Origin of the sequence: Pseudomonas sp. NBRC 111143, from assembly GCF_001320965.1 — a bacterium.
GTDB lineage: Bacteria > Pseudomonadota > Gammaproteobacteria > Pseudomonadales > Pseudomonadaceae > Aquipseudomonas > Aquipseudomonas machongensis.
In genome coordinates, this window is the sequence record NZ_BCBT01000007.1 from 108,096 (window position 1) to 127,978 (window position 19,883).

At 62.3% G+C, this 19,883-nt stretch carries 17 protein-coding genes; 8 read left to right on the plus strand and 9 right to left on the minus strand.

Translation table 11 applies throughout. From position 1 onward, the window contains the following. Window positions 1-86 precede the first annotated feature (86 nt). From APH44_RS06180 to APH44_RS06195, 4 genes are all read left to right on the plus strand, one after another. Window positions 87-1,433: a carbohydrate porin gene (locus APH44_RS06180; RefSeq protein ID WP_054891820.1), complete on the plus strand. Its 1,347-nt coding sequence runs from the start codon at window positions 87-89 to the stop codon at window positions 1,431-1,433. A gap of 30 nt (window positions 1,434-1,463) precedes the next feature. Then, window positions 1,464-3,875, plus strand: coding sequence for a glucose/quinate/shikimate family membrane-bound PQQ-dependent dehydrogenase (locus APH44_RS06185; protein WP_054891821.1), 2,412 nt, complete (start codon window positions 1,464-1,466; stop codon window positions 3,873-3,875). 166 nt (window positions 3,876-4,041) lie between these two features. Then, window positions 4,042-6,462 carry an endopeptidase La gene (gene lon / locus APH44_RS06190; protein ID WP_054891822.1) on the plus strand — a complete coding sequence of 807 codons (2,421 nt, stop codon included), beginning with the start codon at window positions 4,042-4,044 and terminating at the stop codon, window positions 6,460-6,462. Between the two features lie 113 nt (window positions 6,463-6,575). Continuing rightward, window positions 6,576-6,968: a protease inhibitor I42 family protein gene (locus APH44_RS06195; RefSeq protein WP_054891823.1), complete on the plus strand. Its 393-nt coding sequence runs from the start codon at window positions 6,576-6,578 to the stop codon at window positions 6,966-6,968. A gap of 21 nt (window positions 6,969-6,989) precedes the next feature. On the opposite strand, the gene APH44_RS06200 is transcribed toward APH44_RS06195, so the two are convergent. Beyond that, window positions 6,990-7,967 (minus strand): alpha-xenorhabdolysin family binary toxin subunit B, encoded by a 978-nt coding sequence (locus APH44_RS06200; protein ID WP_156343729.1) that lies wholly within the window; start codon window positions 7,965-7,967, stop codon window positions 6,990-6,992. Between the two features lies 1 nt (window position 7,968). Further along, window positions 7,969-9,150, minus strand: a complete 1,182-nt coding sequence (locus tag APH44_RS06205) for an alpha-xenorhabdolysin family binary toxin subunit A (protein ID WP_054891825.1) — start codon at window positions 9,148-9,150, stop codon at window positions 7,969-7,971. A gap of 214 nt (window positions 9,151-9,364) precedes the next feature. Between APH44_RS06205 and cmoA the strand changes: the two genes are divergently transcribed. Both cmoA and cmoB read left to right on the plus strand, forming a co-directional pair. Continuing rightward, window positions 9,365-10,153, plus strand: a complete 789-nt coding sequence (cmoA, locus tag APH44_RS06210) for a carboxy-S-adenosyl-L-methionine synthase CmoA (protein ID WP_177339399.1) — start codon at window positions 9,365-9,367, stop codon at window positions 10,151-10,153. Continuing rightward, window positions 10,150-11,106 carry a tRNA 5-methoxyuridine(34)/uridine 5-oxyacetic acid(34) synthase CmoB gene (gene cmoB, locus APH44_RS06215; protein ID WP_054891827.1) on the plus strand — a complete coding sequence of 319 codons (957 nt, stop codon included), beginning with the start codon at window positions 10,150-10,152 and terminating at the stop codon, window positions 11,104-11,106. The genes cmoA and cmoB overlap by 4 nt, the downstream gene beginning before the upstream one ends. Window positions 11,107-11,178: 72 nt before the next feature. Here cmoB and APH44_RS06220 read toward each other — a convergent pair whose 3' ends face one another. Beyond that, a complete protein-coding gene (locus tag APH44_RS06220) occupies window positions 11,179-11,382 on the minus strand; it encodes a hypothetical protein (protein WP_054891828.1) in 204 nt (67 codons plus the stop codon). A 269-nt stretch (window positions 11,383-11,651) separates the two neighbouring features. Here APH44_RS06220 and APH44_RS06225 point away from each other — a divergent pair, with 269 nt between their 5' ends. Both APH44_RS06225 and APH44_RS06230 read left to right on the plus strand, forming a co-directional pair. Further along, window positions 11,652-12,326: a heavy metal response regulator transcription factor gene (locus APH44_RS06225; RefSeq protein WP_054891829.1), complete on the plus strand. Its 675-nt coding sequence runs from the start codon at window positions 11,652-11,654 to the stop codon at window positions 12,324-12,326. Continuing rightward, a complete protein-coding gene (locus APH44_RS06230) occupies window positions 12,323-13,708 on the plus strand; it encodes a heavy metal sensor histidine kinase (protein WP_054891830.1) in 1,386 nt (461 codons plus the stop codon). Before APH44_RS06225 ends, APH44_RS06230 begins: the two co-directional genes overlap by 4 nt. Before the next feature lie 42 nt (window positions 13,709-13,750). Here the strand turns inward: APH44_RS06230 and pdxJ are convergent, their stop codons facing one another. From pdxJ to lepA, 6 genes are all read right to left on the minus strand, one after another. Then, window positions 13,751-14,473, minus strand: a complete 723-nt coding sequence (gene pdxJ / locus APH44_RS06235) for a pyridoxine 5'-phosphate synthase (protein WP_371105657.1) — start codon at window positions 14,471-14,473, stop codon at window positions 13,751-13,753. A 61-nt stretch (window positions 14,474-14,534) separates the two neighbouring features. Beyond that, entirely contained in the window at window positions 14,535-15,218 is a 684-nt protein-coding gene (recO, locus tag APH44_RS06240; protein ID WP_054891832.1) for a DNA repair protein RecO, read from the minus strand. Between the two features lie 145 nt (window positions 15,219-15,363). Next, window positions 15,364-16,266, minus strand: coding sequence for a GTPase Era (gene era / locus APH44_RS06245; RefSeq protein WP_054891833.1), 903 nt, complete (start codon window positions 16,264-16,266; stop codon window positions 15,364-15,366). Continuing rightward, on the minus strand, window positions 16,259-16,948 hold the full coding sequence (rnc, locus tag APH44_RS06250) for a ribonuclease III (RefSeq protein ID WP_054891834.1): 690 nt from the start codon (window positions 16,946-16,948) through the stop codon (window positions 16,259-16,261). The genes era and rnc overlap by 8 nt, the downstream gene beginning before the upstream one ends. A gap of 158 nt (window positions 16,949-17,106) precedes the next feature. Next, a complete protein-coding gene (lepB, locus tag APH44_RS06255; RefSeq protein ID WP_054891835.1) occupies window positions 17,107-17,961 on the minus strand; it encodes a signal peptidase I in 855 nt (284 codons plus the stop codon). A 5-nt stretch (window positions 17,962-17,966) separates the two neighbouring features. Then, window positions 17,967-19,766: a translation elongation factor 4 gene (gene lepA / locus APH44_RS06260; protein ID WP_054891836.1), complete on the minus strand. Its 1,800-nt coding sequence runs from the start codon at window positions 19,764-19,766 to the stop codon at window positions 17,967-17,969. Window positions 19,767-19,883 lie beyond the last annotated feature (117 nt).

Sequence of the window (19,883 nt, forward strand, 5' to 3'; positions counted from 1 at the left end):
CATAAATCCCTCAGCCGTTTCCATCGAAGCGTTCGCTCCTCGATGCGCTTGCGTTTTTTTCAATAATCAAAAGACAGCGCTATCTCATGCTTCAACTGCCGAAGAATCCATACCCGGGCCTTGCCCTCACCGCCCTGCTCAGCGGCTTTTCGCCCAGCGCCAGCGCAGACGCGCCCTTCGCCAACGACTCACCTTGGATGTTCGGAGACTGGGGCGGTACCCGCACCGCACTCCAGGCGCAGGGCTACGACTTCACCTTCGGCTACACCGGCGAAATGGGCAGTAACCTGCACGGCGGCTTCGATCACGATCGCACCGCACGCTACAGCGACCAGTTCACCCTGGGAACCCATCTGGACCTGCAAAAGATCCTCGGCTGGCACGACAGCGAATTCCAGCTGACGGTCACCGAACGCCACGGCCAGAACATCAGCAACGACCGGATCAACGACCCGCGCGTGGGAGGTTTCACCTCCGCCCAGGAAGTCTGGGGCCGCGGCGAAACCTGGCGCCTGACACAAATGTGGATCAAGCAGAAATACTTCGATGGCGCACTGGACGTGAAGGTCGGCCGCTTCGGTGAAGGCGAGGACTTCAACAGCTTCCCCTGCGACTTCCAGAACCTGGCGTTCTGCGGTTCCCAGGTGGGCAACTGGGTAGGTGGCATCTGGTACAACTGGCCGGTCAGCCAATGGGCGCTGCGGGTGAAGTACAACCTCGCTGACGACCTATACGCGCAGGTCGGCGTCTTCGAACAGAATCCCTCCAACCTTGAATCCGGCAATGGTTTCAAGCTCAGTGGCAGCGGTACGCAAGGTGCGCTGATGCCGATCGAACTGGTGTGGACCCCAAGGGTCAATGGTCTGAAAGGGGAATATCGCGCCGGCTACTACTACAGTAATGCCAAGGCACAGGATGTTTACAAGGACGGCAACGGCCAACCGGCGGCCTTGAGCGGCCAGGCTTACCGCAGCAGCGCCAGCAAGCATGGTTTCTGGCTCGGCGCCCAGCAGCAGGTGACCTCTCGCGCCTCGGACGCCTCGCGCGGGCTGAGCCTGTTCGCCAATGCAACGATGCATGACAAGAAGACCAATGCCATCGACAACTACGTTCAGGCAGGTGTGGTGTACAAGGGGCCCTTCGATGCCCGCGCCAAGGACGACATCGGTTTCGCCCTCGCCCGCGTGCACGTCAACCCCGCCTACCGCAAGAACGCGCGCCTGGCCAACCAGGCCAACGCCGTCGTCGACTACGACAATCCCGGCTTCCTGCCCGTCCAGGACACCGAATACAGCGCCGAACTCTACTACGGCATTCACCTGGCGGACTGGCTGACCGTGCGTCCTAACCTGCAATACATCCGCCATCCGGGCGGGGTGTCGCAGGTCGATGACGCGCTGATCGGCGGCCTGAAGATCCAGAGCAGTTTCTGAACCCAACCTTGAACGAACGGAGAACATGCGATGAGCACTGACGGTGCCAAGAATGGAACCCGCTGGCTACCGCGCCTCGTAGGCGTGCTGCTGTTGCTGATGGGCCTGGCCCTGATCGCAGGCGGTATCAAGCTGAGCCAGCTGGGCGGATCCCTTTACTACCTGATCGGCGGGATCGGCTTTGCCCTTTCGGGCATCCTGCTGATTGCCCTGCGCCGCATCGGCCTTGGCCTGTACGGCGTGGTACTGCTGGCCAGCACCGCCTGGGCGCTGTGGGAAGTGGGCCTGGACTGGTGGCAACTGGTGCCACGCCTGGCCATCTGGTTCGCCCTTGGCGTGGTCCTGCTGCTGCCCTGGGCGCGCCGCCCGCTGCTTGGGCCTGCCTCGAAGGTCAACGGCGCCCTGCTGGCTGCCGCCGTGGTCGCTTCCGGCGCAACCGCAGTCGGTAGCCAGTTCACCCATCCCGGGGAGATCTTCGGCGAATTGGGGCGTGACAGCAGCGAAATGGCCAGTGCAGCGCCGTCCATGCCGGATGGCGAGTGGCAGGCCTACGGGCGTACCGAACACGGCGACCGCTACTCGCCCCTGCGCCAGATCACCCCGCAGAACGCTTATCGCCTGGAAGAAGCCTGGCGCATTCGCACCGGCGACCTGCCGACCGAAAACGACCCGGTCGAACTGACCAACGAGAACACCCCACTCAAGGCCAACGGCATGCTCTATGCCTGCACCGCGCACAGCAAGGTGCTGGCCCTGGACCCGGACACCGGTGCCGAAATCTGGCGCTTCGACCCGCAGGTCAAGAGCCCGGTCAAGACCTTCAAGGGCTTCGCCCACATGACCTGCCGCGGCGTTTCGTACTATGACGAGAACCGCTACGTCAGCCGTGACGGCAGCCCTGCGCCGAAGATCTCCGATGCCGGCCAGGTCGTTGCCCAGACTTGCCCACGACGCCTCTACCTGCCCACTGCCGATGCCCGCCTGATCGCGATCAACGCCGACAACGGCAAGGTCTGCGAAGGCTTCGCCAACCAGGGTGCGATCGACCTGACCACCGGCATCGGCCCATTCACCGCCGGCGGCTACTACTCCACCTCGCCAGCGGCGATCACCCGTGACCTGGTGATCATCGGAGGGCATGTCACCGACAACGAGTCGACCAACGAACCGTCCGGCGTGATCCGCGCCTACGACGTGCACGACGGCCGCCTGGTGTGGAACTGGGACAGCAATAACCCCGACGACACCAAGCCGCTGGCGCCGGGCAAGACCTACAGCCGCAACTCGGCGAACATGTGGTCGCTGGCCAGCGTCGATGAAGACCTGGGCATGATCTACCTGCCGTTGGGCAACCAGACCCCTGACCAATGGGGCGCCGACCGCACCCCAGGCGCCGAGAAGTACAGCGCTGGCGTGGTCGCCCTGGACCTGGCCACCGGCAAGGCACGCTGGAACTACCAGTTCACCCACCACGATCTGTGGGACATGGACGTGGGCAGCCAGCCCACCCTGGTGCACCTGAAGACCGACGATGGCGTGAAGCCTGCGGTCATCGTGCCGACCAAGCAGGGCAGCCTGTACGTGCTCGACCGTCGTGACGGCACCCCGATCGTGCCGATCCGCGAGATCCCGGTTCCGCAAGGCGCGGTCAAGGGCGATCACACGGCGCCGACCCAAGCCCGCTCCGACCTCAACCTGCTCGGCCCCGAGCTGACCGAACAGGCCATGTGGGGCGCCACGCCATTCGACCAGATGCTGTGCCGCATCCAGTTCCGCGAGCTGCGCTACGAAGGCCAGTACACCCCGCCGTCCGAGCAGGGCTCACTGGTGTATCCCGGCAACGTCGGCGTGTTCAACTGGGGCAGCGTGTCGGTCGACCCGGTGCGTCAGTTGCTGTTCACCTCGCCGAACTACATGGCGTTCGTGTCGAAGATGATCCCGCGCGAGCAGGTAGCCGAAGGCAGCAAGCGCGAAAGCGAGACCAGCGGCGTGCAGCCGAACACCGGCGCCCCGTATGCCGTGACCATGCACCCGTTCATGTCGCCATTGGGCGTGCCGTGCCAGGCACCGGCCTGGGGTTATGTGGCCGCTATCGACCTGTTCACCAACAAGGTGGTGTGGAAACGCAAGAACGGCACCACCCGTGACAGCACCCCTGTACCGATCGGCTTGCCGGTGGGTGTACCAAGCATGGGTGGCTCGATCGTCACCGCCGGTGGCGTGGGCTTCCTCAGCGGCACCCTGGACCAGTACCTGCGCGCCTATGACGTGCACAACGGCAAGGAACTGTGGAGCGCTCGCCTGCCAGCCGGTGGCCAGGCCACGCCAATGACCTACACGGGCAAGGACGGCAAGCAGTATGTGCTGATCGTGGCCGGAGGACATGGCTCGCTAGGCACCAAGATGGGCGACTACATCATCGCTTACAAACTGGCTGAGTAAGCCTCGACTGCGGCGGTGGCCACACCGCCGCCTTCGCGGGCAGGCCCGCGAGCGGCACGGCACCGGCCGGCAAAGATGAAAGCCTCCCCCTCCTGCCTTCGTCTACCATTGAAACCCATCCCTCCCCGCCCCATCTAAGCACCATAGTCATTCACGCAGGTGCCCCATGAGCGACCAGCAGGATTTCCCCGAACACCCCGACGCACACAGCGAAATCGAACACCTCGAGGCCAAGGCCGAGACCAGCCGCGCCCTTGCCCTGCCCGGCCAGCAACTGCCGGACAAGGTCTACGTGATCCCGATCCACAACCGCCCGTTCTTCCCCGCGCAAGTGCTGCCGGTGATTGTCAACGAGGAACCCTGGGCCGAAACCCTCGACCTGGTCGCCAAGACCGATCATCATTCCCTGGCCCTGTTCTTCATGGACACGCCGCCCGAAGACCACCGCCACTTCGACACCAAGGCGTTGCCGGAGTACGGCACCCTGGTCAAGGTGCACCATGCCAGCCGCGAGAACGGCAAGCTGCAGTTCGTCGCCCAGGGCCTGACCCGCGTACGCATCCGCACCTGGCTCAAGCACCATCGACCACCCTACCTGGTCGAAGTCGAGTACCCGCACCAGCCCGCGCAGCCCACCGACGAGGTCAAGGCCTACGGCATGGCCCTGATCAATGCGATCAAGGAACTGTTGCCGCTCAATCCGCTGTACAGCGAAGAGCTGAAGAACTATCTCAACCGCTTCAGCCCCAACGACCCCTCGCCCCTCACCGACTTCGCCGCTGCCCTGACCTCTGCCACCGGCAACCAGTTGCAGGAAGTGCTCGACTGCGTCCCCATGCTCAAGCGCATGGAGAAGGTCTTGCCGATGCTGCGCAAGGAAGTCGAGGTCGCGCGGTTGCAGAACGAGATTTCCGCCGAAGTGAACCGGCAGATCGGCGAGCACCAGCGTGAGTTCTTCCTCAAGGAACAGCTCAAGGTCATCCAGCAGGAGCTGGGCCTGACCAAGGACGACCGCAGCGCCGACCTCGAACAGTTCGAACAGCGCCTGCAAGGCAAGACCCTGCCCGAGCAGGCTAAAAAGCGCATCGACGAGGAAATGGGCAAGCTGGCGATCCTCGAAACCGGCTCGCCGGAATACGCTGTGACCCGCAACTACCTCGAATGGGCCACCGCGCTGCCCTGGGGGGTATACGGCCAGGACAAGCTCGACCTCAAGCACGCACGCAAGGTGCTCGACCAGCATCACGCCGGGCTTGACGACATCAAGGAGCGCATCCTCGAGTTCCTCGCCGTCGGTGCCTGGAAAGGCGAGATCAGCGGCTCGATCGTGCTGCTGGTCGGCCCGCCGGGTGTTGGCAAGACCAGCATCGGCAAATCCATCGCCGAATCCCTGGGGCGCCCCTTCTACCGCTTCAGTGTCGGCGGCATGCGCGACGAAGCCGAGATCAAGGGTCACCGCCGTACCTACATCGGCGCCCAACCCGGCAAACTGGTACAGGCGCTGAAGGATGTCGAGGTGATGAACCCGGTGATCATGCTCGACGAGATCGACAAGATGGGCCAGAGCTACCAGGGCGACCCCGCCTCGGCACTGCTCGAAACCCTGGATCCGGAGCAGAACGTCGACTTCCTCGACCACTACCTGGACCTGCGTCTGGACCTGTCGAAGGTGCTGTTCGTCTGCACTGCCAACACCTTGGATTCGATCCCCGGCCCGCTGCTCGACCGCATGGAAGTGATTCGCCTGTCGGGCTATATCACCGAAGAGAAGCTGGCCATTGCCAAACGCCACCTGTGGCCCAAGCAGCTGGACAAGGCTGGCGTTGCCAAGACCAGCCTGAGCATCAGCGACAGCGCCCTGCGCCTGGTGATCGAAGGCTACGCCCGCGAGGCTGGCGTGCGTCAACTGGAGAAACAGCTCGGCAAGCTGGTGCGCAAGGCAGTGGTCAAGCTACTGGAGAACCCGGATGCCAAGCTCAAGATCGGCACCAAGGACCTCGAGGCAGCACTGGGCATGCCGGTGTTCCGCAGCGAGCAAGTACTGGCGGGCAAGGGCGTGATCACAGGCCTTGCCTGGACCAGCATGGGGGGCGCCACCCTACCGATCGAGGCAACACGCATTCATACGCTCAACCGCGGCTTCAAGCTCACCGGCAAGCTGGGGGACGTGATGAAGGAGTCCGCAGAGATCGCCTACAGCTACGTCAGCGCAAACCTCAAGCAGTACGGCGGAGCTCCAGGCTTCTTCAACGAAGCGTTCATCCACCTGCACGTACCCGAAGGCGCCACGCCCAAGGACGGCCCCAGCGCTGGCGTGACCATGGCCAGCGCCCTGCTGTCACTGGCGCGCGACCAGGCACCGAAAAAAGGCGTGGCGATGACGGGTGAACTGACGCTGACCGGGCAGGTGCTACCGATTGGCGGGGTACGCGAGAAGGTGATCGCCGCCAAGCGGCAGAAGATCTTCGAGCTGATCCTGCCGGAGGCGAACCGTGGGGACTTCGAGGAACTGCCCGACTACCTGCGCGAAGGGCTGACGGTGCATTTCGCCAAGCGCTTTGCCGACGTGGCGAAAGTGTTGTTCTGATAAACACAGGGCTCTGAGGGGCCATCGCAGGGCAAGCCCGCGATGGCCCCTCAGAGCCCACATACACAAGCGCATCGGTTATCCTCAGGCCATCGTCCGCCTCAGGAGCCACCATGACCCTCTCCCGCCTGCTGCTCCCCTTGAGTCTCAGCTTGCTCGCTGCCTGCGCGCAGCAACCGCGGCAAACCGTCGAGCTGGATGCCGACAGCGAATGTCCGAAGCGCCTGCAAGTCGGTCAGACCCTATCGCTGTCGCTGGCCAGCAACCCTTCCACCGGCTATCGCTGGACGCTCAAGGACCCAGCCTCAAGCGTGCTACGCAGCCTGGGGCCAGAGGTCTACAGCACTCCGGAAGAGGCCGGTATCGTCGGCAGTGCAGGCCTTTCAAACTGGCGCTTCCAGGCCAAGGCCGAGGGTACTGCCACGCTGGCCCTGATCTACCAACAACCCTGGGCCCCTGAAGTCGCGCCCGTACAAACCTTCGAGTGCCAGATAACCGTACGTTGAAACCTGGAGCGATGCATGCGCTCAGACGGTCTCGAAGTTGCGGCGAACCTCCGCCAGGTAGACGGACAGCGCCATGAGGGCATTGCCGAGCGAGCCCAATTCAGTCGCCTGTTGTGCAGCAGCCTGATGACTCTGCCAAGTCGTCGTCAGCTTTTGGGCTTCCAGTACCCAGCGATCACGCCAACTGTCGACATTGCCAGCAGTGACCAGTTCGTCATGTTCTTGAACAGCCTGTTGCAACAAACTCTGCAACGACGACAATGCCTGTCGCTGTTCGGCAATCTGCCCGACACACGTCGCCCGGGCTGACACAAGATCCGAGAACTTGCGTCCTTCGCCTATGACATCCAGGTTGGCCTCGAACTTCTTGACGGCTGCCTTCACCAGTTCAGGGCTCACCGTGGGGTTCTTGATGCTGCTCAACAACAGGTCCACTTCCTCCTCTGTCGGAATCATGCCCTTGATAATACTGAACAGCGTTGGCACTTCGAACGTCTTGATGATCTGGTCCAGCTCGTTCTTTTGACGCTCCATGCCTGCAACCACTTCCAGCAGGTGGTCGACACTGGCTTGTATACGTTCCTTGGTCCCTGCCAGCTGTGAACGGCGCTCCTCCAATTCCGACAGGCGATAAACCTGTATTGCGCTGACTCGTTGGTTCAACACCTGCAACGACGCCTTCAAGCGACCCCGCAGACGCACCAGCTCGTCTTCGATATCTTTCTTGATGCCTTGGTTCTGGCCATTTTGCGAACTCACGGCTGCGGCATTTATCTCCGACCAATTCTGGTGCGCAAGATTGAGCGTGGCACTCAATACCTGGTCTTTCATTTGAGCGTCGCACTCCCTGAGCAGCCTCAGCAAATCCGAGACGTTCTCCCGGATGGACGAGCTCAGATGTTTTGCCTTCATATTTACAAACTTGGAAATTTCACCTTGCATCAATCGCATTGCAGACACATCGGGGTATTTCACAAGTATCGGGCTGCTAATATCCATATCAATTCTCCTGATTAAAACTGTTCATGACGTCGTTAAAAATCAATGCCAACTCGTGCGAAATATTGCCAATCTTGTGCCACGGGCGGACCACACGATCGATCCGACGCGCAAATCGTTCCACGCTGACATTGGTATCGAGCAGGTCAAGTTCCTCACTCGAGACTTTTGTATGGTCACTCAAGGTGCGGATAACGTAGCGCAGGTTCCAGGCGGCCGTATTGACCTCTTTGAGTCGGCCCTTGATGTCATTGAGCAGACCCGACAGTGTGGCCAGGTTCGCCAACTGCGGGGTAAACGCTTGCATCTCCATCACCAGCGCTTCGCGACGTTCCAGCAGCTTCTGCTTATCTTGTTTCTCAGACTTTGCCAGATCACCGAACAGCGAATAGGTTAGCCCAACCCCCGGGGGCGAAAATGTCAGCCCAAACAGGGTATAGCCCGTGAAGCCGGAAATGATCGAAGACTGATACTCGATTTCCTGGTCCAATACTCGCAAGTTGTCTGCAAGCGCTGCTGCCCTTTCGCCGGCACCGGCAATGTCAAGCGTCGAATCCAGCCCTGCCAACTTTGGCAGCAAAGTATCTTCGACATCCTTATAGAAGCGATCTGCACGCGTTTGAACCTGATCAATATCCTTCGATATCCTGTCGATCAGCTCTTTGATATCCTCGATCGCGCCGTGGATGGATTCAGCCTTAAGCGTACGTTCGTTTTCATCAAGCGGTACTGTCTCCAGTTGCTCCAACACCGCATCCTCGATATCGGAGAGACTATTGCCGTGCATACTGCGGATTTCACTCACGAGCAGCGCGCCTTCGGTGGCGAACGTCTGCGCGAAATTTTCCAGTTTCACGCTAAGGGCTTGAGTTTCGCGCTCTAATGGCTCCCACCCTTCGGCATGCTGGTTCAAGTCGGAGATAAAACTACTAACCTCCTCGCCATCCACGCCCAGCTTCACGAAGTCGATCCACTCGCTGATTGGCTCCGATGCGCCCGGAAGCGAATCCACGGCCTTGACGTAGCGTTTGATCACCAGCAGGTTTTCGCGGCTGAAGATCAACCCAGGTTGCTGGTCTGTCTTTATCGGATCGCTGATCGTCTCGATGTATTGCAGAGGTATCAGCTCTGCTTTCTGCTGCGGGTCGAGAGTTGCTAACGACTCATTCTCTAGCACTTCCATAATGATCGTCCTTTGAGGGTCGGATGAGGTGCTCCGCCAGTACAGCGCAGAGCAGGCCTCACCATACGTCGCGCCCACCTCGTCTTCCGTGGCTCTAGGCTTGGCCCGGTGACATCCAATTCGCTTCCACTTGGCAGAAATACAGCACTTTCGAGTCACCACTTTCTTCCCAGACCCGCCGATCACTGGCCGCACTCGCGGTATGCAGCACCGCATGGCTTGGCTAGAATGTCGCCTTTGTCTGTTCCCCGAGCCCACTGTGAGCCAAGACCCCGACCGCCTTTTCGCCCAACCCCTGGAGCAGGTGCCCGACTTCGTCTTCAACGAGGACGTGGTGCGTGTGTTCCCGGACATGATCAAGCGCTCGGTACCCGGCTACCCGACCATCGTCGAGAACCTCGGCGTGCTCGCCGCACGCTTCGCTCAACCACACACCGCGCTGTACGATCTCGGCGCTTCGCTGGGCGCCGTGACCCAGTCGCTGCGCCGCCATGTGCGCCACGACGGTTGCCGGGTGATTGCGGTGGACAACTCAGCAGCCATGGTCGAACGCTGCCGCCAGTACCTCACCGCCCAGGACTCGATGTTCCAGGAACTGCTGCCAGTGCAGGTAATCGAAGCCGACATCCTTGCCCTACCCTTCGAGCCCGCCTCGGTGGTGGCGATGAACTTCACCCTGCAGTTCATCGCCCCTGAGCAGCGCCTTGCCCTGCTCGCACGCATTCACCAAGTGCTGCTGCCAGGTGGCGCGCTGATCCTGTCCGAGAAACTGCGCTTCGACGACGTACAGGAACAGGACCTGCTCAACGACCTGCACCTGGACTTCAAGCGTGCCAATGGCTACAGCGATCTGGAAATCGCCCAGAAGCGCAGCGCCATCGAGCACGTGATGAAGCCCGACACCCTGCAAGCCCACCAGGAGCGCCTCCACTCCGCCGGCTTCTCGAAAGTCATACCCTGGTTCCAATGCCTCAATTTCGCCTCGCTGATAGCCCTGCCATGATTGATCTGTCTCCCCTCGTCCGCCGTCTTGCGGGCACGCCACTGGCTTCCTGGTCCCTGGGGCTGCAAGCACAACTCGACACCAAGCTGGAGAAGGGCCATGGCGACCTCGAGCGCTGGCGCGGCGCCCTGGATGCGCTGCCTGACCTGACGCCCGAGACAATCGACCTGGTCGATGGATTGCGTCTGGACAGCAACTGCGATGACGCCACCCGTGCTCAGGTACACAAGGCGCTGATGGGGCTTTCGCCGTGGCGCAAGGGGCCGTTCGACCTGTTCGGTGTGCACGTGGACACCGAATGGCGCTCGGACTGGAAGTGGTCGCGGGTCGGTCCGCACCTGAACCTCAAGGGCAAACGCGTGCTCGATGTCGGCTGCGGCAACGGCTACTACCAGTGGCGCATGCTCGGCGCTGGTGCCGACATGGTGGTCGGTGTCGACCCGAACTGGCTGTTCTTCTGCCAGTTCCAGGCGGTGCAAAAATACCTGCCAGACCTGCCCGCCTGGCACCTGCCCTTCGCCCTGGAAGAATTGCCCGCCAACCTCGAAGGCTTCGACACCGTGTTCTCGATGGGCGTGTTCTATCACCGTCGATCCCCCATCGAGCATTTGCTGGCGCTCAAGGACTGCCTGGTCAAAGGCGGGGAGCTGGTGCTGGAAACCTTGGTGGTCGAGGGCGATGAGCAGCACGTGCTGGTGCCCGAGGACCGCTACGCACAGATGCGCAACGTCTGGTTCCTGCCGTCGGTACCCGCGCTGGAGCGCTGGCTGCGCCGCGCCGGCTTCAGCGATGTACGCTGCGTGGATGTGAGCGTCACCAGCGTCGAGGAGCAGCGCAGCACCGACTGGATGCGTTATCAGTCGCTGGCCGATTTCCTCGACCCGAACGACCACAGCAAGACCATCGAAGGCCTCCCGGCCCCCCGCCGCGCCACGCTGCTGGCACGCAAATAAAAAAAGCGCCCCGAGGGGCGCCCAAGTTCACCAGCAGCGAGGAGCTGTCGCAGAGCCGGTGCCTCACTACCGCTAGTCCTTGGCTACCTCACGGGCCGTCTCCTGCGCCTGGCGCTCACGTTTGACCAGCACTTGCTGCCGGTCGCCGAACAGGCGCTCCTGCTCCTTGAGAAAGGTATCCACGAACTGCTGTGAACGCTCCGCGCCACCTTCGGCGAAAACGCTGGTGCTGCCCATGGCAAGGGTCGCCAGCAGCAGATATTTGATCAGGTTCATCGTGCTTGCCTCATGATCACCGTTCAGACAGCGCCATCCTAGCCAGCGGCAGCTAACGCCAAGGTGAGCCTGGCATTACAGTCTTGCAATGTGGTCCTGCGGGCTGTGTTCCCAAGCGAAGGGACCCGAACAGGCAGCCAGATGACGCCCGCATTACAAATCGGTTATCTGCGCCGACAACGCATTCTCATGCCGTAACATCCTGCAGCTTGACCCTAAAGCCCCTACAGGCTTGAGAATCGCGCCCTTTCCACCTCACAGAGCCCGCCATGCGCCTATTGATCATCGAGGACGAACCCCGTACCGCCGACTACCTGCAGCAGGGCCTACGCGAAAACGGCTACGTGGTCGATTGCGCATACACGGGCACCGACGGCCTGCACCTCGCGCGCAATCACAGCTACGACCTGGTAATCCTCGACGTCAATCTGCCCGAGCTCGATGGCTGGGGCGTGCTGCAGCGCCTGCGCGCCGAATCGTCGACTCGGATCATGATGCTCACCGCCCACGGCCGCCTTGCCGACCGGGTCAAGGGCCTGGACCTGGGCGCCGACGACTATCTGCTCAAGCCTTTCGAGTTTCCGGAGCTGCTGGCGCGAATCCGCAGCCTGCTGCGGCGCAACGACCAGCATCTGCAACCAGACACCCTGAAGGTCGCCGACCTCGAACTCGATCCCGGCCGTCATCGCGCCTGGCGCGGCGGCCAGCGCATCGACCTGACCGCCAAGGAGTTCACCCTGCTGCATCTGCTGATGCGCCAGAGCGGCGAGGTGCTCTCACGCACGCAAATCATCTCGCTGGTGTGGGACATGAACTTCGATTGCGACACCAATGTGGTCGAGGTGTCGATCCGCCGTCTGCGGGCCAAGATCGACGACCCCTTCGAGCACAAGCTCATACACACCTTGCGCGGCGTGGGGTACGTGCTCGAGGCACGCGCGTGAAGGGCCGTACCCTGTCGCTGCGACTCGGGCTTTCGGTCACCCTGATGGGCGCCGCGCTGGTACTGCTGCTGGCCTGCCTGGCAGTGTTTGCCCTCGACCACGAGCTGGACAGCCGCGCCCGTCGCGACCTGGCGCGCAAGATGCTGCAAGTCGAGCACAACCTGCGGGTGGACCTGCGCAGCGACGACCTTGGCGCCCGCGCTCATCCCCTGCTCGACCTGGTGATGGGGCACGACAACCTCAGTCTCAATGTGCTGGCGATCAATGGACGGCACCCGTCGCTGCTGAGCCTGGGCCCGGCACTGGAGGCGCAGGCGTTGCGCCAGCTACCCGCGGGCCAGCAGCCAAGCTTCACGCAATGGCGTGACAGCGATGGGCGGCAGATCCTCACCGTCACCCAGTTGATGCGCCTGCGCGACGACCAGCCGGTGCGAGTAATGATGTCGCTGGACCGCGCCGACGACAATGCGCTGCTCCAGGCCTACCTGAACTCGACCTTGCTGGCGCTGCCGATACTCTTGCTGCTGATCGGCATCGGTGCCTGGAAACTGGTGCAGCGTGGGCTCGCCCCCCTGCGCCGATTCCGCCGCATCGCCGGGCAGATCTGCGCGCACGACCTGGCGCATCGCCTGCCGACCAGTGGCCTGCCCCAGGAACTGGCGGAGCTGGCCGGCAGCATCAACATCATGCTCGATCGCCTCGACCAGGGTGTTCGCCAGCTGTCGCAGTTCTCCGACGACCTGGCCCACGAATTGCGCACCCCCATCGGCAACCTGATGGGCAAGGCCCAGGTCACCTTGTCCCGCGAGCGCGACGGCAACCGCTACCGCGAGGCGCTGGAGGACAGCGTCGAGGAGCTCACCCGCCTGAACCGCATCATCAATGACATGCTGTTCCTGGCCCAGGTCAGCCAACCCCAGGCACTGGCCATGCTCAAGCCACTGTCCCTGGCCGATGAAACCGCACGGGTGATGGAGCTGTTCGACCTCAGCGCCGAACTGAAAGGAATCGAGCTACGGGCACACGGCTGGGGCACGGCCTTGGCCGACCGATTGATGTTCCAGCGAGCGCTGTCGAATCTGCTGAGCAACGCCATCCGCCATAGCCCACAGGGCCAGGTGATCGAACTGGGGATCGAGCGGCGCCAGGACCAGGTCTGGTTGTGGGTGCAGAACCAGGGCGCGGGGATTGACGAGGCGCACCTGGCGCATCTGTTCGAGCGCTTCTACCGGGCCGGCTGTGGTCGCTCGCGCCTGGAGGGTGGCACAGGGCTGGGGCTGGCGATCGTGAAATCGATCATGCAACTGCATGGAGGCCGGGTCGAGGTCAGCAGCGCAGCGCAAGGACCGACTCGGTTCAGCCTGGTGTTTCAGGCCGAGTGATGGCGGCGGCTTCGCGAGCAAGCCCGCGAGGCCGCCCCAATATCAACGCGAAGCCGCCAGGATCAAGGCCTTCATTTCTGCCACCGCCGCCTTGAAGCCGACGAACAGCGCATGGGCCACCAGGGCATGGCCGATGTTCAGCTCATTGATCCCCTTGATCGCCGCCACTGCTTCGACGTTATGGTAGTGCAGGCCATGCCCGGCATTGACGATCAGCCCCTGCCCCACGCCAAAGGCCACGCCGTCGACGATACGCTTGAGCTCCTCGGCTACCTCGGTCGGGGTCTGTGCATCGGCATAGCGACCAGTATGCAACTCGATGGCCGGCGCGCCCACGCGACGCGACGCCTCGATCTGCCGCTCGTCGGCATCGATGAACAGCGACACCTCGGCGCCGGTGCGCGCCAGGCGCTCTACTGCAGCCTTGATCCGCGCCTCCTGGCCTGCCACGTCCAGGCCACCTTCGGTGGTCAGCTCCTGGCGGGTCTCGGGCACCAGGCAGATGTGTGCCGGGCGGATCTTCTCGGCGAAAAGCATCATCTCTTCGGTGACGCCCATCTCGAAGTTCATGCGCGTTTGCAGCACGTCCTTGAGCAGCAGCACATCACGCTCCTGGATGTGCCGGCGGTCTTCGCGCAAATGCACGGTAATACCGTCGGCACCCGCTTCCTCGGCGTCCAGCGCGGCCTTGACCGGGTCCGGATAGCGGGTGCCCCGGGCCTGGCGCAGAGTGGCCACGTGATCGATGTTGACGCCGAGAAGCATGCGGTTGCTGTGAGTCACGAAAGGCTCTCCTGAAGATTGAGCCCCACAGCATACGACGTGCTCAACGCTTGCGAAACAGTTCCCGGCTGACCAGTGGCTTGGGCCCCAGGTGAACGGCCAGCGCCTGACGCATCAGGCGCTTGGCCGCAAGCAGCGCGCCCGGGGCATCCCAGTCGGCATCGGCCAGGGCCAACAGCTCCGTACCACTGAACAGCCCAGGCTGAAACAGCTCGACCCGCTCCAGCCCGGCGTCCACCTGGAGCCGATAGCGCCCCTCGGCGACGACCGCATCATCGTTCACGTCGTGGGTCAGCGAGAAGGCATAGCCCAGCTCGTCCAGCAGACGCCATTCGAAGGCCCGCAGCAGCGGCTCCAGCGGCCGGCCGGCAGCCAGCGCCTCGAGGGTCAGGGTGTAATGCTCGAACAGGGCAGGAAACGGCGCTTCGGCAGGCAGCAGGCGCATCAGCAACTCGTTGAGATACAGACCACTGAACAGCGCGTCGCCGTGCAGCCACCCGGCAAGGCCGACCGTATCCAACCGACCGACGTTCTTCAACTCGCCCCGCCCGCGTAACTCGACTTCCAGCGGCACGAAGGGTCGCACCGGGCTACCGCCCTTGCCCCGCGCGCGCCGCAACACCGCCCGCACACGGCCTTGGGCGGTAAAGAAGTCCACCAACGCGCTGGTTTCCTTGTAGGCGCGGCTGTGCAGGACGTAGGCGGGTTGCGGGGTGGGTTGGTCCATGAGCGGTCACTCGGTCTCAGGCAAAGCGCACACCTGTAGGAGCGGGCTTGCCCGCGAAGAAGCCAGCCCAGGCACCGTGGATGCATGGCACGGGCGTTGCCCGTGTTCGCGGGCAAGCCCGCTCCTACAGGGTGCGCGGCGAGGCTTAGAGGTCGCCGTAACCCAGCGAACGCAGGGCGCGTTCGTCATCGGACCAGCCGCCCTTGACCTTGACCCAAAGGTTGAGCATGACCTTGGAGTCGAACAACACCTCCATGTCCTTGCGAGCCTCGGAACCAATGCGTTTGATACGCTCGCCCTTGTCGCCGATGATGATCTTTTTCTGGCCGTCACGCTCGACCAGGATCAGGGCGTGGATGTGCAACACATGCCCCTGCTGTTTGAATTCTTCGATCTCGACGGTGATCTGGTACGGCAGCTCGGCGCCGAGCTGACGCATGATTTTCTCGCGTACCAGTTCGGCTGCCAGGAAGCGGCTGCTGCGGTCGGTGATCTGGTCTTCCGGGAAGAAGTGATCGTTTTCCGGCAGGTGCTTGGCGATCTGGGCTTCCAGGGCGTCCAGATTGTGCCCCTGCTGAGCCGAGATCGGCATCACTTCGGCGTTCGGCAGTTGCTCCTGCAACCACTGCAGGTGCGGGATCAACTCGGCCTTCTCTTCCATGCGGTCGGTCTTGTTGACCGCGATGATGAGCGGGCCGGTGACGTACTGCACACGCTCGAGCACCAACTGGTCCTCGTCGGTCCAGCGAGTGCGGTCGACCACGAAGATCACCACGTCGACATCCTTGAGCGCTGCCGAGGCGTTGCGGTTCATGTAGCGGTTCAAGGCCTTGTCGTTGGCCTTGTGCATACCGGGGGTGTCGACGTAGATCGCCTGCACATCACCTTCGGTCTTGATGCCGAGCATGTTGTGACGGGTGGTCTGCGGCTTGCGCGAAGTGATCGCCAGCTTCTGCCCGAGGATGTGGTTGAGCAGCGTGGACTTGCCCACGTTGGGGCGGCCGACGATGGCCACGTAACCGCAGCGGGTCGGATTGTTCTCAGTCATTGCCATTCTCCACGCCCAAGGCGATCAGTGCGGCGGCAGCGGCGACCTGCTCGGCGATACGCCGGCTCACGCCCTGACCACGGCTCTTGTTGTTCAGCAGCACCACTTCGCATTCGACGAAGAAGGTGCGGCAATGAGGTTCGCCCTGGATATCCACCACTTCGTAGCGCGGCAGTTCGCAGGCACGCGACTGCAGATACTCCTGCAGCCGGGTCTTGGGGTCTTTGTTGGTGTCGACCAGCGTCAACCCATCGAACTCGCCGGCCAGCCAGGCGAGAATGCGCTCGCGGGCGGTCTGCATGTCGGCGTCCAGATAGATCGCCCCGATCAGCGCTTCGAGTGCATCGGCAAGAATGGACTCACGGCGAAAACCACCGCTCTTGAGTTCGCCCGAGCCCAGGCGCAGATAATCGCCCAGGTCGAAGCCGCGGGCCAGGCGGGCCAGGGTCTCACCCTTGACCAGCCGTGCGCGCAAGCGCGACAACTGGCCTTCGCGAGCCTGGGGGAAGCGTTCGAACAGCGCCTCGCCCGCCACGAAGTTGAGAATCGCATCACCGAGAAATTCCAGGCGCTCGTTGTTGCGCCCGGCATAACTGCGATGCGTGAGTGCCAGGAGCATCTGATCCTGGTTCTTGAAGGTATAGCCGAGCTTGCGCTCCAGGCGTTCGAGGGAAGCGCTCATGCAGCCACCCCTTCGTTGTTAAACGCGTTCAAATCAACATCCTGAAAGACTGTTTGGCTGTGTCACGCCGTCGTGCAGCGGCGAATTTACCCATCCCTGAGAACACAGCCTATGTCAGAAATGCATTCGGCGCTGTCTGTTGACAGCGCCGAGGGGTATCAATGGATCAGGCCGACCCGCGACAGGTTGGGGAAGTGGCTGAGCTTGGGCTCGGGCCAGCTCATCCAGACTGCGAAGGCCTTGCCGACGATGTTGCGGTCCGGGACCATGCCCTGCAGCTCGCGCGGGATGCTCGGATCGTCCCAGTAGCGGCTGTCGTTGGAGTTGTCGCGGTTGTCGCCCATCATGAAGTAATGCCCGGCAGGCACGGTCCACTGCTGGTCCGGCGGCATGCGGTAGCGGCTCATCTCCTTGCGGATCAGGTGCTCGGCTTCGCCCAGCTTCTCCTTGTACAGCTCGGCACTGCCCAACGATCCGGCTTCGGTGCCCACCAGTTGCTCGGCGACCAGTTGGTCGTTGACGTACAGGTGCTTCTCGTTGGTGTAGCGGATCCGGTCGCCCGGCAGGCCAACCACACGCTTGATGTAGTTGACGTTCGGGTCACTCGGGTAGCGGAACACCATGACGTCCCCGCGCTGCGGGTCACCGACCTCGATGACCTTCTTGTCGATCACCGGCAGGCGGATGCCGTAGGAGAACTTGTTCACCAGGATGAAGTCGCCCACTTCCAGGGTCGGCTTCATGGATCCCGACGGGATCTGGAAGGGTTCGACCAGGAACGAGCGCAGCACCAGCACGATGAACAACACCGGGAAGAACGACTTGCCGTACTCGACCAGCAACGGCTCCTTGTTCAGGCGTTCGACCACCGCAACTTCGGGCTGGCTGACGCTGCCCTGGTAGTTGGCGATCGCCGCTCGCCGGCGCGGGGCCAGGAACAGCAGATCGATCAGACCCAACAGACCGCAGACAGCAACGGCGATGACTAGCAACAGCGGGAAATTTAGCGACATAGGACCTAGCTATCCAACCTGAGCACAGCGAGGAAGGCTTCCTGTGGGATCTCCACGTTGCCCACCTGCTTCATGCGTTTCTTACCGGCCTTCTGCTTCTCCAGCAGTTTCTTCTTACGGCTGACGTCACCGCCATAGCACTTAGCCAGTACGTTCTTTCTGAGCGCCTTGACAGTGGTCCGCGCAATGATCTGGCCGCCGATAGCTGCCTGGATCGCCACGTCGAACATCTGCCGAGGAATCAGTTCCTTCATCTTCTCGGTCAACGCACGACCTTTGTAGGCCGCGTTGTCACGATGCACGATCAATGCCAGGGCATCGACCTTGTCGCCGTTGATCAGCACGTCCAGCTTGACCAAGTTGGCCGACTGGTAGCGATCGAAATGATAGTCCAGCGAGGCGTAGCCGCGGCTGGTGGATTTGAGACGGTCGAAGAAGTCCAGCACCACTTCGTTCATCGGCATGTCGTAGCGCACCTGCACCTGGCTACCCAGGAATTGCATGTCACGTTGAACGCCACGCTTCTCGATGCACAGGGTGATGACGTTGCCCAGGTGCTCCTGCGGCACGAGGATGGTCGCGGTGACGATCGGCTCGCGGAAGTCGGCGACCGCCGAGACATCCGGCAGCTTCGACGGGTTGTCGACGACGATGGTTTCGCCGGTCTTGAGCTCCAGCTCGTAGATCACGCTTGGTGCCGTGGTGATCAGGTCCAGGTCGTATTCGCGCTCCAGGCGCTCCTGGATGATCTCCATGTGCAGCATGCCGAGGAAGCCGCAACGGAAGCCGAAGCCCAGTGCATCGGAGCTTTCCGGCATGTACTGCAGCGACGAGTCGTTGAGCGTCAGCTTCTGCAGGGCGTCGCGGAAGTCCTCGAAATCGTCGGAACTGACCGGGAACAGGCCGGCGTACACCTGCGGCTGGATCTTCTTGAAGCCTGGCAGCACTTCGACCTCAGGGGTCGAGGACAGCGTCAGGGTGTCGCCGACCGGCGCGCCATGAATGTCCTTGATGCTGGCGATGATGAAGCCCACTTCACCGGCCTTGAGATCGGCGGTGGCGGTGTGTTTCGGGGTGAAGACGCCGACGCTGTCGACCAGGTGCACCTTGCCGGTGGACTTGACCAGGATCTTGTCGCCCTTCTTGACCCGGCCCTGGCGCACGCGTACCAGCGACACGACGCCCAGGTAGTTGTCGAACCAGGAGTCGATGATCAGCGCCTGCAAGGGTGCGTCGATCTCGCCTTCCGGCGCGGGGATGGTCTGTACCAGGCGCTCGAGCACCTCGTCCACGCCCATGCCGCTCTTGGCACTGCAGGCCACGGCGTCGGTGGCGTCGATGCCGATGATCTTCTCGATCTCGTCCTTGACGCGGTCCGGATCGGCCTGGGGCAGGTCCATCTTGTTCAGTACCGGCATGACCTCGAGGCCCTGCTCGATGGCGGTGTAGCAGTTGGCGACCGATTGCGCCTCGACGCCCTGGCCGGCGTCGACCACCAGCAGCGCGCCCTCGCACGCCGCCAGCGAACGCGAGACTTCATAGGTGAAGTCGACGTGGCCGGGGGTATCGATGAAGTTCAACTGGTAGGTTTTGCCGTCCTGCGCCTTGTAATGCAGGGTGACGCTGTGGGCCTTGATGGTGATACCGCGTTCACGCTCGAGGTCCATGGAGTCGAGGACCTGGGCTTCCATTTCGCGCGCCGTCAGGCCACCGCACATCTGGATGAAACGGTCGGCCAGCGTCGACTTGCCATGGTCGATGTGGGCGATGATGGAGAAATTGCGGATATGACTCAAATCACTCACGGGTCAACACTCGAAAAGGCTGCGAGCCGGACGCCCGCGGAAAAATAGCCGGGAATTGTACCTCAAGCCGGAGGGATATGGGAGATTCCTCTATCGCCACGCACACCTGCAAATGCG

Coding starts and splice junctions, on each gene's coding strand:
- APH44_RS06180 (WP_054891820.1), top strand. CDS start 87: ATGCTTCAACTGCCGAAGAATCCATACCCGGGCCTTGCCCTCACCGCC.
- APH44_RS06185 (WP_054891821.1), top strand. CDS start 1,464: ATGAGCACTGACGGTGCCAAGAATGGAACCCGCTGGCTACCGCGCCTC.
- lon (WP_054891822.1), top strand. CDS start 4,042: ATGAGCGACCAGCAGGATTTCCCCGAACACCCCGACGCACACAGCGAA.
- APH44_RS06195 (WP_054891823.1), top strand. CDS start 6,576: ATGACCCTCTCCCGCCTGCTGCTCCCCTTGAGTCTCAGCTTGCTCGCT.
- APH44_RS06200 (WP_156343729.1), bottom strand. CDS start 7,967: ATGGATATTAGCAGCCCGATACTTGTGAAATACCCCGATGTGTCTGCA.
- APH44_RS06205 (WP_054891825.1), bottom strand. CDS start 9,150: ATGGAAGTGCTAGAGAATGAGTCGTTAGCAACTCTCGACCCGCAGCAG.
- cmoA (WP_177339399.1), top strand. CDS start 9,365: ATGGCTTGGCTAGAATGTCGCCTTTGTCTGTTCCCCGAGCCCACTGTG.
- cmoB (WP_054891827.1), top strand. CDS start 10,150: ATGATTGATCTGTCTCCCCTCGTCCGCCGTCTTGCGGGCACGCCACTG.
- APH44_RS06220 (WP_054891828.1), bottom strand. CDS start 11,382: ATGAACCTGATCAAATATCTGCTGCTGGCGACCCTTGCCATGGGCAGC.
- APH44_RS06225 (WP_054891829.1), top strand. CDS start 11,652: ATGCGCCTATTGATCATCGAGGACGAACCCCGTACCGCCGACTACCTG.
- pdxJ (WP_371105657.1), bottom strand. CDS start 14,473: ATGCTTCTCGGCGTCAACATCGATCACGTGGCCACTCTGCGCCAGGCC.
- recO (WP_054891832.1), bottom strand. CDS start 15,218: ATGGACCAACCCACCCCGCAACCCGCCTACGTCCTGCACAGCCGCGCC.
- era (WP_054891833.1), bottom strand. CDS start 16,266: ATGACTGAGAACAATCCGACCCGCTGCGGTTACGTGGCCATCGTCGGC.
- rnc (WP_054891834.1), bottom strand. CDS start 16,948: ATGAGCGCTTCCCTCGAACGCCTGGAGCGCAAGCTCGGCTATACCTTC.
- lepB (WP_054891835.1), bottom strand. CDS start 17,961: ATGTCGCTAAATTTCCCGCTGTTGCTAGTCATCGCCGTTGCTGTCTGC.